At 43.4% G+C, this 14,765-nt stretch carries 14 protein-coding genes; 4 read left to right on the top strand and 10 right to left on the bottom strand.

The features are described 5' to 3' along the window. Positions 1 to 3: 3 nt before the first annotated feature. The 3 genes from PGZ10_RS01705 to PGZ10_RS01715 form a co-directional block, all read right to left on the bottom strand. The gene (locus PGZ10_RS01705) at positions 4 to 912 is read right to left on the bottom strand and encodes a trans-4-hydroxy-L-proline dehydratase activase (protein ID WP_270246727.1); all 909 of its coding nucleotides are present in this window, start codon (positions 910 to 912) and stop codon (positions 4 to 6) included. A 229-nt stretch (positions 913 to 1,141) separates the two neighbouring features. Then, positions 1,142 to 1,981: a C39 family peptidase gene (locus PGZ10_RS01710; protein WP_270540569.1), complete on the bottom strand. Its 840-nt coding sequence runs from the start codon at positions 1,979 to 1,981 to the stop codon at positions 1,142 to 1,144. Positions 1,982 to 2,207: 226 nt separating this feature from the next. After that, positions 2,208 to 2,945 (bottom strand): peptidylprolyl isomerase, encoded by a 738-nt coding sequence (locus PGZ10_RS01715; RefSeq protein ID WP_270540571.1) that lies wholly within the window; start codon positions 2,943 to 2,945, stop codon positions 2,208 to 2,210. A 176-nt stretch (positions 2,946 to 3,121) separates the two neighbouring features. On the opposite strand from PGZ10_RS01715, the gene PGZ10_RS01720 reads away from it, so the two are divergent. The 3 genes from PGZ10_RS01720 (at position 3,122) to fucO (ending at position 6,306) form a co-directional block, all read left to right on the top strand. Then, the gene (locus PGZ10_RS01720; protein ID WP_118198568.1) at positions 3,122 to 4,471 is read left to right on the top strand and encodes an MATE family efflux transporter; all 1,350 of its coding nucleotides are present in this window, start codon (positions 3,122 to 3,124) and stop codon (positions 4,469 to 4,471) included. A gap of 12 nt (positions 4,472 to 4,483) precedes the next feature. Further along, positions 4,484 to 5,044, top strand: a complete 561-nt coding sequence (locus PGZ10_RS01725) for a TetR/AcrR family transcriptional regulator C-terminal domain-containing protein (RefSeq protein ID WP_008374533.1) — start codon at positions 4,484 to 4,486, stop codon at positions 5,042 to 5,044. Between the two features lie 116 nt (positions 5,045 to 5,160). Continuing rightward, positions 5,161 to 6,306, top strand: a complete 1,146-nt coding sequence (gene fucO / locus PGZ10_RS01730) for a lactaldehyde reductase (RefSeq protein ID WP_118218149.1) — start codon at positions 5,161 to 5,163, stop codon at positions 6,304 to 6,306. A gap of 303 nt (positions 6,307 to 6,609) precedes the next feature. Here the strand turns inward: fucO and yihA are convergent, their stop codons facing one another. The 7 genes from yihA to PGZ10_RS01765 all read right to left on the bottom strand — a co-directional run bounded on the left by yihA (position 6,610) and on the right by PGZ10_RS01765 (position 14,152). After that, a complete protein-coding gene (gene yihA / locus PGZ10_RS01735) occupies positions 6,610 to 7,212 on the bottom strand; it encodes a ribosome biogenesis GTP-binding protein YihA/YsxC (protein WP_008374529.1) in 603 nt (200 codons plus the stop codon). Then, entirely contained in the window at positions 7,202 to 9,541 is a 2,340-nt protein-coding gene (gene lon, locus PGZ10_RS01740) for an endopeptidase La (RefSeq protein WP_270540572.1), read from the bottom strand. The genes yihA and lon overlap by 11 nt, the downstream gene beginning before the upstream one ends. Before the next feature lie 79 nt (positions 9,542 to 9,620). Next, the gene (gene clpX, locus PGZ10_RS01745; protein WP_270246722.1) at positions 9,621 to 10,871 is read right to left on the bottom strand and encodes an ATP-dependent Clp protease ATP-binding subunit ClpX; all 1,251 of its coding nucleotides are present in this window, start codon (positions 10,869 to 10,871) and stop codon (positions 9,621 to 9,623) included. 64 nt (positions 10,872 to 10,935) lie between these two features. Beyond that, on the bottom strand, positions 10,936 to 11,520 hold the full coding sequence (gene clpP, locus PGZ10_RS01750) for an ATP-dependent Clp endopeptidase proteolytic subunit ClpP (protein WP_008374523.1): 585 nt from the start codon (positions 11,518 to 11,520) through the stop codon (positions 10,936 to 10,938). 40 nt (positions 11,521 to 11,560) lie between these two features. Continuing rightward, positions 11,561 to 12,847: a trigger factor gene (gene tig / locus PGZ10_RS01755; protein ID WP_022220277.1), complete on the bottom strand. Its 1,287-nt coding sequence runs from the start codon at positions 12,845 to 12,847 to the stop codon at positions 11,561 to 11,563. 83 nt (positions 12,848 to 12,930) lie between these two features. Continuing rightward, a complete protein-coding gene (locus PGZ10_RS01760; protein WP_270540573.1) occupies positions 12,931 to 13,611 on the bottom strand; it encodes a hypothetical protein in 681 nt (226 codons plus the stop codon). Further along, a complete protein-coding gene (locus PGZ10_RS01765; protein WP_117557029.1) occupies positions 13,601 to 14,152 on the bottom strand; it encodes a DJ-1 family glyoxalase III in 552 nt (183 codons plus the stop codon). The genes PGZ10_RS01760 and PGZ10_RS01765 overlap by 11 nt, the downstream gene beginning before the upstream one ends. A 132-nt stretch (positions 14,153 to 14,284) precedes the next feature. Between PGZ10_RS01765 and PGZ10_RS01770 the strand changes: the two genes are divergently transcribed. Next, on the top strand, positions 14,285 to 14,734 hold the full coding sequence (locus PGZ10_RS01770; RefSeq protein WP_117556965.1) for a CYTH domain-containing protein: 450 nt from the start codon (positions 14,285 to 14,287) through the stop codon (positions 14,732 to 14,734). Positions 14,735 to 14,765: the final 31 nt, after the last annotated feature.

Raw genomic sequence — 14,765 nt, forward strand, 5'->3', positions numbered from 1 at the left:
TTCTTATCCTCCTATTTTTGTGTTGGTATACCCTGCATCCTGAAAAAGCTTTACAAAACTTTCCATCTCTTCTTTTTCCGGTGCATGTAAATCAGTTCCCTTGTATTCCATACCCAACTTCGGATATTTACTGCTTCCTGTATTATGGTAAGGCAGCAGATTAACCTGTGCCGGGTGAATGCCGTGTTTCTTCAGAAAATGAATGGTATCTTCCATGTTCTGCACATTGCCGTTCACTTCTTTGATCGTCGGGATTCGGATGTAAATCCTTGCTCCTGCATCTGAAAGCTTCACCAGGTTATCCAGGATCAGCTTATTGTCAACTCCGATATACTTTTTATGTAATTCCGGATCCATCACTTTTACGTCATATAAAAACGTATCTACATACGGTAAAATTGCTTCAAATTTATCATACGAAACATATCCGCAGGTGTCAATGGTAAGCGAAATTTCTTCTTTTTTAAGCGCTTTCGCGATCTGTAAAATATAATCCGTTGACATCGCCATCACTTCCCCACCGGAAAGTGTGACTCCACCGCCGGACTGTTCATAAAACATCCGGTCTTTCATCAGTTCTTTTACCATTTCCTTTACCGGATACTCCTGCCCTACGATCTCTCGAATGCCCTGCGGGCAGAAATTATCGCATTTTCCACAAAGCTGGCATTTCTCTTTGTCAAGCTCCGGCTTTCCATCTACCATAGTGATGGCATCGTTCGGACAGACCTTCGCACAGGTTCCACATCCGACGCACTTTTCTTTATCACACTGAAGTTCTCTCTCAAAACGCTGTGTCTCAGGGTTGTGACACCACTCGCACTTTAATGGACATCCTTTAAAAAATACAGTAGTACGAATTCCATCTCCGTCATGGATCGAATACTTCTGAATATTCGTTACTAAATTCATGGTAACTCTCCTTCTTGTCATTTTACTTTTTAGACTAACGTTTGTACCATAGTCTAAAGATACCAAAAAAACAAATAATTGTCAATCCTTTGGCAAACTTCTTCTCAAATATTTTTACAATCCTGATCTTCTTTCCTTAAACAGACGAAACTCTGCACTCAGCTCATCACATATATAAAGAAGAGATACTTCACAGACTGTTTTTATCTGCAAAGTACCTCCCACTTCTCTATTGTACATTCTTCAAAATCACACACTGATTACCTCTGGAACGAAAAGCCGATTCAAACTGTGCTCTGTCATAGCTCACAATCCCTTCAATCGGGTCTGCAACAGTCACACTGTCTGCACTGTATCCGATCAGTACAACACAATGATCGTTCATCGCCCAGCTGGCTTCTCTTCCATCTTCCGTATTCCAGCTTTCCATTATCTGACGTTCTTCCATACCAATTGTTCCCCATACAACCACGGGGGTTCCTTCACTTACAAAACGATACAGCTGTTCCGGCTCTGATCCTGTCTCGTCCTCTGCTTTCATTGCATTTCCATTATCTGCAAGATAGCCATCTGCTGCCGTCACGATTGCTCCCGCTCCGCAGCTTAATCCATCCGTCTCTGACTGTGGATTTCCTATAAAATAATTGTAAATATCATTTCCATATAAAGTTTCATTGTTTCCGTAATAAGTGTTGGTCCATCCAACTGTCGGTAAATATTTGAGTGCCATTGCCATCTTATCTGCAGAATATCCATAATAATTCAAAGCCATTGTAAGAGATGTGATCTCACATCCGGTAGGAAGCTCAGGCATCTGTCCTGTAAATGCAAAATCAGAAATACTGCTACTCTCCGGAAGGGGTGTCTTTTTCACCATTTCCGCATTTTTTATCTTCTGCGTCTTTGCTGTCGTTTTCTCCACTGCTGTAACAGACTGTCTTGCTCCTTTGATCTGTTCTAATTTTGCTTCTATATATGTAGTATCTTTTAATGTAAATCCTACGATAACGGCGCCAACCAGTATCCCTGCTGCCGCTGCGATCCATTTTGCTGCACTGCGAATCTGCATTCGTACCTCCGTTTCTTAACAGTTCTGTAACAATTCCGTCATATATACTACAACTTTTTTCGTGTTTCGTCAAATCTGCGGGGGAGTTTTCACAAATATTTCATAAATGAGAGTTGGCAGCATAAGTGATTCCAGATAGAAGGATTGCCTGCGCAATGGGTGCAGATCCGATAAAAATTAATCTGTCCTGCTGTTTTTTATCAATCGAATGAAATCCTGGCAAATACTATGCCATATATTTCTTCTTCAGTTCTTCCACCTTCGCGGTATAAGCCTCCTGCTGCTTTTTCTGCATGATCTCACTCTTAATCTGCTCTTTTACATCATCAAGCTTCGCATCTTCGGCTCCTTTCTTATCTTCCACTTTGATCAGATGGTATCCAAACTGTGTCTTGACCGGTCCAACCACATGTCCGATTTCTGCTGCAAATGCGGCATCTTCGAATTCTTTGACCATCTGTCCTTTTCCGAATTCGCCAAGGTCTCCACCGTTTGCTCCTGACGGGCAGGTAGAAGATTCTTTTGCAACATCCTCAAATGCTTTCCCACCACTTACGATGGATTCAAGTAGTTCGTTACATTTGTCTTCGGAATCAACCAGAATATGTTTTGCATGAACAGATGCTCCTTTTGCAAATCTTGCTTTGTTTGCTTCAAAATATTCTCTGATCTCTTCATCTGAAATTGTGATTCCCTCAAAGATCTTGCCGATCGCCATCTGTGCAAGGATATCTTTTCTTGCATTTTCCAGAATTGCTTTAAACTTTTCTGTCTCGTCTAACTTTTCTTCTTCACCATATTTTGCAAGTGCATAAACTGCGATCAGCTGATCAACACACTGTTTGCGGAAATCCGGATGGGATGCGTATACCTGCTGTTCTCTCGGAAGGCTTGCGATAAATGCATCTACCTCTGCTGATGTAATTTCATGTCCGCAGATTACTGCTTCAACTGTTTTTTCCATAATTTCTTTGTACTCCTTTTTTCTCGTAGTGTTTCAATTGTACCATTTCATACGGTGTTAGTCAAAGTTGGTTTTATTTCTATGAAACTTCTCTTCATCTGATATCTTTTCTTCCGACTTCATGTTATACTTCGTTTAGGTATGTTTTTTTAGTTTTTTCATTGGAGGTTATTAACATGTCAAACGAAAGTACAAAAACCAATCAGATTACCGAAGGAGTTATCTGGAAGCAATTATTGATTTTTTTCTTTCCTATTGTAGTTGGAACTTTGTTTCAACAGCTTTATAACACCGTAGATGCTGTCATCGTCGGTCGTTTTGTCGGAAAGGGCGCACTTGCCGCAGTCGGGGGATCTTCTGCCGTTCTTTCCAATCTGATCATCGGATGTTTTACGGGACTTGCAAGCGGTGCATCTGTAATTGTTTCTCAGTTTTATGGAGCAAAGGATGAGCGGAATCTGCAAAAGAGTCTGCATACCGCCTATGCTTTTTCCGTTATTCTCAGTATTGTATTTACAATACTCGGATGGGCCTTAACACCATTTCTTTTGAAGCTCATCGATACACCTGCAGATACACTTGCAGATTCTATTCTTTATCTGCGGATTTACTTTTTAGGTATTTTCGGTACCTTGATTTTTAATATAGGCTCAGCCATCATGCGCTCCATCGGTGATTCCCGCAGACCACTATATTACCTGATCGTCTGTTGTTTTCTAAACATCATCCTCGATCTGGTACTGGTAATTGTATTTGATATGGGAATTGTCGGAGCCGCTATCGCGACCATTATTTCACAGGCAGTAAGTGCAATCCTTGTTACCAATGCACTGATGAAAAAATATGATGACTGCAAGCTTTATCTGAGCAAACTGCACATAGACCTTTTGAAGCTGCGTCTGGAATTCCGCATCGGTATTCCAAGTGCACTGCAGGCATTTATGTACAGTATTACCAATATCATTATTCAGGCAGCGATCAATGGTTTCGGAACCGATACTGCCGCTGCATGGGCTTCTTTTGGTAAACTGGATGCGCTTTTCTGGACAGTCAACGGAGCATTCGGAATTGCAATCACAACCTTTGCCGGACAAAATTATGGAGCAGGTAAAAAAGAACGTATTTTCAAAAGTGTACGTATCTGCCTTGCCATGGCAGTGGCTGTATGCGGAGGGATCGTGCTGTTTTTAGCCATCTTCTGCCGCCCACTGTTCTCAATTTTTACGACAGATCAAAATGTGATCAATATCGGTATTGATATGCTGCGTTTTATGGCACCGTGCTACACTATTTATGTATTTATTGAAGTTCTCTCCGGTGCACTTCGCGGAACCGGCGATGTCCTGCTGCCGACACTGATCACACTTGGCGGCGTATGTCTGATCCGTATTCCGTGGATTATGTTTGTCTTACCGGCACACCATACCACAACCTGTGTAATGCTTAGTTATCCGATTTCCTGGATCACTACCACAGCTTTGATCATACCGTACTATTTATATAGAAAAAAACATGCCTACGATTAAGGAGAATTGAACATGGCCAAATCCGAATCTACCAAATACCGGCTCGCCGAAGCAATGAAAACCTGTATGAAGACCACTTCTGTCGATGATATCACCATCCGCCAGATTGTGGAAGTCTGCGGCGTCACACGCCAGACCTTTTACCGCAATTTTCTTGATAAATACGATCTGATCAACTGGTATTTTGACAAACTTCTTCTTAAATCATTTGAACATATGGGCGAAGGTACCACTGTTTATGACGGACTGGTCAAAAAATTTGAATATTTAAAGGAAGAGCACCTGTTTTTCGCTGCAGCATTCCGCTCTGATGATCAGAACTCTTTAAAAGAACATGATTTTGAACTGATTCTGGAATTCTATTCAAACCTTATTTTCCAGAAAACCGGAAGACGCCCGGATGCAGAAACTTCATTTCTTTTAGAGATGTACTGCCGTGGCTCGATTTACATGACTGTCAAATGGCTGCTTGGCGGAATGAAATTTCCGCCTGCGCAGCTTGCAAAACAACTAGTACTTGGCATGCCGGAAAAACTTGTGCAACTCTTCACTGATTTGCATATTTTGTCTTAATTTTTTGTATAAATGTTACACTTTTCATATTCTGTAACTTTTTTTACCACCTTCTTATTGTTAAAATAGTATCAGAAACAAGTGATTTTATCATAAACGAAAAGGAGATATGTATCATGGCAAACAGAATTATGTTAAATCAGACATCTTATCATGGAGCAGGTGCAATCGCAGAGATTGCAACAGAAGCAAAAGCTCACGGTTTCAAAAAAGCTCTTGTATGTTCTGACCCGGATCTGATCAAATTCAATGTTACTTCCAAAGTAACAGATATCTTAGACAAAGAAGGACTTGCTTACGAAATCTACTCTGATATCAAAGCAAACCCGACTATCGAGAACGTACAGCACGGTGTACAGGCTTTCAAAAATTCAGGTGCTGATTACATCATCGCAATCGGCGGCGGATCTTCTATGGATACTTCCAAAGCAATCGGTATCATCATCGCAAACCCGGAATTTGAAGATGTAAGAAGCCTGGAGGGTGTGGCTCCGACAAAGAAACCTTGCGTTCCGATCATTGCCGTTCCGACAACAGCCGGTACTGCTGCAGAAGTTACGATCAACTATGTAGTAACAGATGTAGAAAAGAAACGTAAATTCGTCTGTGTAGACCCACATGATATGCCAATCATCGCTGTTGTAGACCCGGAAATGATGTCTTCTATGCCAAAAGGACTGACCGCTTCAACCGGTATGGATGCATTAACTCATGCGATCGAAGGCTACACCACAAAAGCCGCATGGGAAATGACAGATATGTTCCACTTAAAAGCAATCGAGATTATCTCCAAATCTCTCCGCGGTGCTGTTGAAAACACCAAAGAAGGAAGAGAAGGAATGGCTCTTGGACAGTACATCGCCGGAATGGGCTTCTCAAACGTAGGTCTTGGAATCGCTCACTCAATGGCTCATACCCTTGGAGCAGTCTATGACACACCACACGGTGTTGCATGCGCAATGATGCTTCCGATCGTAATGGAATACAACGCAGACTGCACAGGAGAAAAATACCGTGAAATCGCCCGCGCAATGGGAGTTGAAGGCGTAGATAATATGTCTCAGGAAGAATACAGAAAAGCAGCTGTAGATGCAGTCCGCAAACTCTCTGAAGACGTAGGAATCCCATCCAAACTCGAAGCCCTCAAAGAAGAAGATCTCCAGTTCCTCGCAGAATCCGCCCACGCCGATGCCTGCGCACCTGGAAATCCAAAAGACGCATCCGTAGAAGATCTGAAAGATCTGTTTAGAAAACTGATGTAATCAAAAATTTATATAATCTGGCAAGAAATCTAAAATGATATCCACATTCTAAAAATTGGTATCCCACTTGCTTTTCTTACCAACCAACCAGAAAAAGCAACCCCCACAAATCCCGCCCAAAGTGGAATTTGTGGGGGTGAACTTTTTCTCCCCGTATCTTAGTTGATGCAACCCACTTGAGATATCAGCGCCCGAATCGCCATACATCTTGTTTGGATGCATTGAGGAAGCTGCTCGCATTCTGCATGGACGTCGATCCACAATCATAATCCGAAAACTGATAATGCAATGGATTTTTCAAGGTTATTCCTCTGTTCCTTTTCCCAGGAATTCTGTGTCTACAAGATTCCAGATCTCATCCCGTCCCTGCTTTGTCTCTGCTGAGAAAGGAATCACAACAGTTCCCGGAAGCAGCTTCAGTCCGGTCTTAATTGCCTTTACCTGCTTCTGTACCTGACTTCTCTTCAGCTTATCAAGCTTTGTCGCGATAATGATCGGATTGAATCCCTGATCCACGATCCAGTCATACATCATCTTATCATTCGCAGATGGATCATGACGGATATCGATCAGAAGGAAGACGGCTCGCAGCTGTTTAGAGCCATGAAGATAACGCTCGATCAGCTTTCCCCACTGTGCCTTCTCCTGCTCGGAAACCTTTGCATAACCGTATCCCGGAAGGTCCACCAGATACATTTCTTCGTTGATATTGTAAAAGTTGATGGTCTGTGTTTTTCCAGGTTTTGCCGAAGTTCTGGCAAGCGCCTTCCGGTTCATCAGTGCATTGATCAGAGAAGATTTACCGACATTGGATTTTCCGGCAAATGCGATCTCCGGCAAAGTGTGATCCGGCAATTTACTTGTAATTCCACAGACTGTTTCCAGATTTACATTCTTAATTACCATCTTTTTTCCTCCGTGTGCGTATAAGTGCGATTTTCAGAACCTCTTCCATCTGCGATACCGGAATAATCTCCAGTCCCTTTGTGATCTCAGAAGAAAGTTCATCCACATCTTTTTTGTTCTCCCTCGGTACAAGTACCGTCCTGATTCCGGCATTCTTTGCCGCCAGGAGCTTCTCTTTCAGTCCTCCGATCGGAAGTACTCTTCCCCTCAGCGTAATCTCACCCGTCATGGCAAGATCAGCACGCACTTTCTTGTCTGTAATTGCAGAGAGCATCGCAGTCGCCATCGTAATACCGGCTGAAGGTCCATCTTTCGGAACTGCCCCTTCCGGAATATGGATATGGATATCATGTTTTTCAAAGAAATCTTCAGCAACCTTATATTTACTGCTGATTGACCGGATATAACTGATTCCTGCCTGCGCAGATTCTTTCATCACATCGCCAAGCTGTCCCGTCAGAATGATCTCACCCTTTCCTGGCATTACATTCACTTCAATCTGCAGGGTATCTCCTCCTACACTGGTCCATGCCAGACCACGGACGATTCCCACCTCATCCTCGGCATTTGCCATCTGATAGGTGTACTTTTCTTTTCCAAGATACTTTTCAATATTCCGCTCTGTTACCTGAACTCTCTTTTTATCATGTTCATAGATCTCTCTGGCAGCCTTCCTGCAGATATTACCGATTTCACGCTCCATCTGACGCACACCGGCTTCCTTGGTGTAGTTCTGCGCAATTTTCCAGATCACGCCCTTACTGATCGTAAGCTGTTCTTTTGTTAGTCCATGTCTTTCCAACTGCTTTGGAATCAGATGTTCTGTCGCAATATGCAGCTTTTCATTCTCCGTATAACTGCTGACCTCAATTACTTCCATACGGTCAAGAAGGGGCCGGGGGATTGTCTGCAGCGAGTTAGCCGTCGTTACAAATGTCACCTCAGACAGATCGACCGGGACTTCCAGATAATGATCACGGAAACGATTGTTCTGTTCACTGTCCAACACCTCCAGAAGCGCAGAAAAAGTATCTCCCTTATAGTCTGTGCTGACTTTATCAATCTCATCCAGAAGGAGCAGTGGGTTCTTTACCCCGGCGCTCTTAATACCGTTTGCGATCCGTCCCGGCATTGCACCAACATAAGTTTTTCTGTGTCCACGGATTTCAGCCTCATCACGGACACCGCCAAGAGAAATTCTCACATACGGTTTTTTCAGTGCTTTTGCAAGTGATCTTGCAATGGATGTCTTTCCAGTTCCCGGAGGACCTACCAGACACAGGATCGGGCTGTCACCCTTTTTCGTAAGAGCACGTACTGCCAGAAACTCCAGCACACGTTCTTTAACCTCTTCCAGTCCGTAATGTTCTGCTTCCAGAAGCTCTTTCGCATATGCAATGTCTGTAAAATCCTCAGCCCGCTTATTCCATGGCATTTCCAGCATGGTTTCAATATATGTACGGATCACACCCGCTTCTGCCGGACTCTGCATGGAATTTTTAAATCTGCTGATCTCTTTTTTCAGCTTTTCTTTTACCTCATCCGGTGCATCCAGCGCTTCTGCCTTCTGTGCAAATTCCTCCGCATCGGAAATTGTAGTATCCTCACCAAGCTCTTCTCGGATCAGCTTCAACTGTTCGCGCAGGATATATTCTCTCTGATGCTTATCCACACGCTCTTTCACCTTCATCTGGATCTCATCGCGGATGTTCATGATCTGCATCTCATTGACCAACTTAAAGGAAATAAGCTCATAACGTCTGTCAAAATCAAGTTCTTCCAGGATTTCCTGCAATTCCCGGTAATCCAGAGGCATATTCGCTGCCACCTGATTCACCATCTTTTTCAATTCCGTGATCTCTTTGATCTGGTTTACCATATCTTTTGTGATCCTCGGCATTCTCGCCGCATAATCCAGATACAGATCCCGAAGTCCCCGCATCATCGCTTCCCGGTTGATCTCGCCTGCAATATCCGGATCACTCTCTTCCGGGATCGTAATATTTGCCCGAAGATACGGATCTGCAAATTCTATTGTATTTAAAACCGCCCGCTCTTCTGCAGATACAAGCACCCGCAGAATCTGCTTTGGCAGTTTGATGATCTGTTTTACTGTCGCAACTGTTCCCACACGGTAGAGATCTGCTTCTCCCGGATTTTCCACTTCCACATCTTTCTGTGTCAGCAAAAAAATCTTCTGGTCGCTTGCCATCGCTTCCTGAACCGCTTCAATCGAGCGTTCCCGGCTGATGTCAAAATGTGCCACCATCTCCGGCAGAATTGTCATTCCCCGCAGGGCAACCATTGGCAGACTTTCTGTTCTGTTCATATAGTTTTTTCTCCTGTTAAATAAAAATGGATGCTTCTGGCCTTAACCGTCAGCACCCATTTCCATACGTCTGATTTTCTTATGCACTTTCCGGTCTTGCTTCGATCTTTTCTGTACTCGGTGCTTTCTCCCCAAGTACTGCCTCTTTTGTCACAAGACAGTATTTCAGATTCTCATCAGACGGTGCTTTATACATGATATCCATCATTACATTTTCCATGATCGCACGGAGTCCTCTGGCTCCTGTCTTACGCTTCAGGGAAGTCTCAGCAATCGCCTCCAGCGCCTCTTTGTCGAATTCCAGTTCCACATCATCCAGCTCCAGAAGCTTCTGGTACTGTTTTACAATCGCATTCTTTGGTTCCGTCAGAATACGGATCAGATCTTCCTTATCCAGAAGTTCCAGGGATACAGTTACCGGCACACGTCCTACAAGTTCCGGGATCAGTCCGAACTTCACAAGATCCTGTGGAAGGATCTGCTGCAGAAGCCGGTCGATATCTTCCTCATGCCGCTGCGCGATCTGTGCCTCAAATCCAATGGATTTCTTATCTATTCTGTTCTCTATGATCTTATCTATTCCCTCAAACGCTCCACCGCAGATAAATAAAATATTGGTGGTATCAATCTGGATCATCTCCTGCTGCGGATGCTTACGTCCACCCTGTGGCGGTACATTTGCGATTGTACCTTCCAGGATCTTCAGAAGTGCCTGCTGAACACCTTCTCCTGATACATCACGGGTAATCGACGGATTCTCAGATTTTCTTGTGATTTTGTCAATCTCATCGATATAAATGATTCCGTGCTCTGCACGTTCAATATCACCCTCTGCTGCCTGAATGATCTTAAGAAGAATATTCTCTACATCTTCTCCGACATATCCCGCTTCTGTAAGCGCAGTTGCATCTGCAATTGCAAACGGTACATTCAGAATTTTTGCGAGAGACTGTGCCAGAAAAGTCTTACCGCATCCTGTCGGTCCTACCATCAGGATATTACTCTTCTGAAGCTCCACGCCCAGATCTTTTTCTGCCATAATACGCTTATAGTGATTATATACCGCAACAGAAAGTACTTTCTTTGCTTCGTCCTGTCCGATCACATAATCATCCAGAAATGCCTTGATTTCTTCCGGTTTCAGAAGATTGATATCATCATATGCATTTTCTTCTTCATAACCAAGTTCATCTTCAATGATCTCAGTACATACATCCACACACTGGTCACAGATAAACACCCCATTTGGTCCGGCGATCATCTTGCGTACTTGACTCTGTGGTTTATTGCAAAAAGAACATCTTACGATTTCTTCATATTTTCCTGCCATATTCTTACCTCGCACTTTTTTACACGTAAAGGGAATGTCCCAATAAGGACATTCCCTTTTCCCGTTAACGGCTTGTAATAACCTTATCAATCAATCCATATGCCAAAGCTTCTTCAGCAGTCTTCCAGTTATCTCTTTCCGTATCTGCACAAATTGTCTCATAACTCTGACCTGTATTTGCAGCCATCAATCTGTTCATTCTTTCTCTGATCTTCAGAATATGCTGTGCATTGATCTCAATCTCGGTTGCCTGACCCTGTGCACCGCCTGAAGGCTGGTGAATCATGATCTCTGCATTCGGAAGGGCATATCTCTTTCCCTTTGCTCCGCCTGCGAGAAGGAAGGCTCCCATACTTGCAGCCATTCCCATACACATCGTAGAGACGTCACATTTGATGTAATTCATAGTGTCGTAGATCGACATACCTGCTGAAATCGATCCGCCAGGACTGTTAATATAAAACTGGATATCCTTTTCCGGATCTTCTGCTTCCAGAAACAGCAGCTGCGCTACGATCAGGCTCGCTGATGCATCATTCACTTCAGTATCCAGGAAAATGATTCTGTCTTTTAAAAGTCTTGAATAAATGTCGTAAGAGCGTTCTCCACGGCTTGTCTGTTCAACGACATAAGGTACTAAACTACTCATGTAACACTCCTCCTGCTATATTAAAGTATGAAACAGATACTTATTTTTCTACGGCATTGTCAACTACAAATGTAATTGCTTCCTGAACTGCCATATCCTGCTTCATCTGTTCTTTTTCTTTGTCACCCATAAAGCTCTTAAGCTTGTCAGCTTCCATCTGGTAAGCTTCTGCCATCTTAGCGATCTCTTCGTCTAATTTTTCATCTGTGATTTCGATGTTTTCTGCTTTTGCAATTGCTTCAAGAACAAGTCTTGTCTTGATTCTCTTCTCAGCCTGCGGACGAAGTTCATCCATCATCTTGTCAGCTGTCATGCCTGTGAACTGCATGTACTGGTCAAGAGTCAGTCCCTGCTGCTGCATTCTCTGAGCGAATTCATCAAGCATCTGTCTTGCCTGTGTATCAACCATAGCTTCCGGAAGATCCATCTTAGCTGATTCGATGATCGCATCTACAGCTGCATCTTCCTGTGCTCTCTTGCCATCGTTTACTTTCTGCTCTTTGATCTTAGCTTTGATATCAGTTTTTAATTCATCAAGAGTATCGAATTCTGATACTTCTGAAGCAAATTCATCATCAAGCTCCGGAAGTTCTTTTGCTTTGATCTCATGAACTGTGCATTTGAATACAGCTTCTTTTCCTTTGAGGTCTTCTGCATGGTAATCTTCCGGGAATGTAACCTTAACTTCAACTTCTTTTTCTGGTTCTGCACCGATCAGCTGTTCTTCAAATCCTGGAATGAAAGATCCTGAACCGATTGTCAGCGGATAGTTTTCTCCTTTTCCACCTTCAAAAGCTTCTCCGTCTACAAATCCTTCAAAATCAAGGACAACTTCGTCTTTATCCTGTACCGGACGTCCTTCTACTGTGATTGTTCTTGCGTTCTTAAGCTGTTCTTCCTCAAGCTTAGCGTCGATTTCTTTCTGTGTTACGCGGTTAGAATATTTCGGAACTTCGATTCCTTTGTATTCGCCAAGTTCTACTTCCGGCTTTGTAGCTACTTCAGCTGTAAAGATGAACGGTTTTCCTTTTTCGATCTGTGTTACATCGATCTTCGGCTGAGATACGATCTCAAGTCCGCTTTCATCGTATGCTTTTGAATATGCTTCCGGAATCAGAGCGTTTGCTGCATCATCATAGAAGATTTCCGGTCCGTACATCTTTTCGATGAGCTGGCGCGGAACTTTTCCTTTACGGAATCCAGGAACATTAATTCTGCTTTTCTGTTTCTGGTATGCTTTCTGAAGTGCTCCTTCTAATTCTTCTGCTGAAACTTCGATTGTGAGTTTCGCCATATTGTGTTCTAACTGTTCAACTTGTAAACTCATTACCATTTCCTCCTAAATTTACATATGCAAAAAGTCGACAGACTTATCTACATTACAATCATTTTACAAGTATAGCACAACTTCTACAGTTTATCAAGCTCTAAAATTCGTTCTATAAAGCCATTTAATTCCTCATCACCGATCGACCAGGTATTCCGCCCTTTTTGCGTCACGGTAAAGGTATATTCCTGCTTCTCTCCATACTGCATATCAAGATAAGAACTTCTTAAAAGGCTGTATGCACCGGTCATGTAATCCAACACCATTGCCTCTTTGATTTCTTCATCTGTTCCGCTGTACTTTCCTGCATCTTTGTCTGCCTGGATCTTCTCGGACTCTTCCTTCAGCTTCGGCATGAAGCGGGTAAATACATCCACCGGCTGGTACTTTACCGTCACCTCACAGGTCTTACTCCCTGTCTTTTTTACACCACTTACCTGATAACGGGCGGAACTAAAGATCTCTTTGATCAATACACCATATGTCTCAGAAAAGTCATTTTCCGTCTCCACACCATTTAGTAGACAGTCCTGGACAAAAGCATTGATCCCGTTCTCATAGACCTTTTTCAGATCACTGTCTGATGCTCCGAGGATTTCCTTTGCTTCCTGGGTTTGTCCCTGAAAAGTCAGATCCAGGTTCGCCTGCACATATTTTTCCGCCTTTCCTTCATTGATCCCACATCCGGCAAGCAGTGTAGTCAAAAGCAGCACTGCCAGAAACACACTGCCTGCTTTTTTCTTTTTCCAGAAACTACCGTTCATAGACTACCTGCTTTGAAATGGTATCTGCGCTTTCTTTATCCCGCAGCTCGCTGATCAGCGCAAGTGCAAAATCGATCGCGGTTCCAAGTCCCCTGCTGGTTGTGATATGTCCATCTGTCACTGCCGGCTGACAGGTAACTTCCGCTCCGGTAAGTCCTTCTTCCATTCCCGGATAGCAGATTGCCTTCTTTCCTTTCAGGATTCCCATTCCGCCAAATACGGTCGGTGCCGCACAGATTGCAGCCAGATATTTTTTTTCTTCATTATGTTTTAAAATCAGCTTTTCAAGACCTTTGTGTTCTTTTAAATGGATTGTTCCCGGCATCCCCCCCGGAAGCACCAGCATCTTCACCTCTGAAAAATCTGTATTTTCAAACAAGCTGTCTGCTTTTACTATAATTCCGTGTGCCCCCTGAATCTCTTCCTGTCCCATGATGGAAACGGTTCTGGTCTCGATCCCGGCTCTTCTTAAAAGATCAACGACCGTAAGACCTTCAATTTCTTCAAATCCATCTGCAAGAAATACACATACTTCACTCATAATCTTGTCCATCCTTTCTTTTTCCTGATGTTCCCCATTGTAACAGAAGCCTGCAAAAATGGCAACTTTCTGCCTTGTCTCCCCCGAAAAACTCCGCTATACTGTTAATGAATATATAAGGAGGGCTTTCCCATGGAAATAGAACGCAAATATCTGATTCATAAGCTTCCGGATCACCTTGAAGCTTATCCGCACCGCACACTTGAGCAGGCTTATCTATGCACCGAACCGGTTGTCCGTGTCCGCAGGGATGCTGATGACTACATCCTGACCTACAAATCCAAAGGTCTGATGATTCGTGAAGAACATAATCTTCCTCTTACCGAGGAAGCCTACTGCCATCTGCGCGAAAAGGCAGACGGGCGCATTATCACAAAAGAACGCTACTGCATCCCTTACGGAGATCATCTCACGATCGAGCTTGATGTCTTCGCCGGTGATCTCGCCCCACTTCTCCTTGCCGAAGTCGAATTCTCTTCCGAAGAAGAGGCAAATTCCTTTACCCCGCCGGATTGGTTTGGTGAGGATGTCACCTTTTCCAGCAAATATCATAACAGTACACTGAGTCAGAAAAAGGATTGAGAAATTTCCCAATCCTTTTTTCTTCCGCAAA

This window comes from Coprococcus sp. AF102-57 (genome assembly GCF_027686195.1).
Classification (GTDB): Bacteria; Bacillota; Clostridia; order Lachnospirales; family Lachnospiraceae; genus Allocoprococcus; species Allocoprococcus comes.

What these genes read in the sequence shown, in the direction of transcription:
- PGZ10_RS01705 (WP_270246727.1), bottom strand. Translation starts at nt 912, where the DNA reads ATGAATTTAGTAACGAATATTCAGAAGTATTCGATCCATGACGGAGAT.
- tig (WP_022220277.1), bottom strand. Translation starts at nt 12,847, where the DNA reads ATGAGTTTACAAGTTGAACAGTTAGAACACAATATGGCGAAACTCACA.
- PGZ10_RS01725 (WP_008374533.1), top strand. Translation starts at nt 4,484, where the DNA reads ATGGCCAAATCCGAATCTACCAAATACCGGCTCGCCGAAGCAATGAAA.
- clpX (WP_270246722.1), bottom strand. Translation starts at nt 10,871, where the DNA reads ATGGCAGGAAAATATGAAGAAATCGTAAGATGTTCTTTTTGCAATAAA.
- PGZ10_RS01715 (WP_270540571.1), bottom strand. Translation starts at nt 2,945, where the DNA reads ATGGAAAAAACAGTTGAAGCAGTAATCTGCGGACATGAAATTACATCA.
- fucO (WP_118218149.1), top strand. Translation starts at nt 5,161, where the DNA reads ATGGCAAACAGAATTATGTTAAATCAGACATCTTATCATGGAGCAGGT.
- yihA (WP_008374529.1), bottom strand. Translation starts at nt 7,212, where the DNA reads ATGGTAATTAAGAATGTAAATCTGGAAACAGTCTGTGGAATTACAAGT.
- PGZ10_RS01710 (WP_270540569.1), bottom strand. Translation starts at nt 1,981, where the DNA reads ATGCAGATTCGCAGTGCAGCAAAATGGATCGCAGCGGCAGCAGGGATA.
- PGZ10_RS01760 (WP_270540573.1), bottom strand. Translation starts at nt 13,611, where the DNA reads ATGAACGGTAGTTTCTGGAAAAAGAAAAAAGCAGGCAGTGTGTTTCTG.
- PGZ10_RS01770 (WP_117556965.1), top strand. Translation starts at nt 14,285, where the DNA reads ATGGAAATAGAACGCAAATATCTGATTCATAAGCTTCCGGATCACCTT.
- PGZ10_RS01720 (WP_118198568.1), top strand. Translation starts at nt 3,122, where the DNA reads ATGTCAAACGAAAGTACAAAAACCAATCAGATTACCGAAGGAGTTATC.
- lon (WP_270540572.1), bottom strand. Translation starts at nt 9,541, where the DNA reads ATGAACAGAACAGAAAGTCTGCCAATGGTTGCCCTGCGGGGAATGACA.
- clpP (WP_008374523.1), bottom strand. Translation starts at nt 11,520, where the DNA reads ATGAGTAGTTTAGTACCTTATGTCGTTGAACAGACAAGCCGTGGAGAA.
- PGZ10_RS01765 (WP_117557029.1), bottom strand. Translation starts at nt 14,152, where the DNA reads ATGAGTGAAGTATGTGTATTTCTTGCAGATGGATTTGAAGAAATTGAA.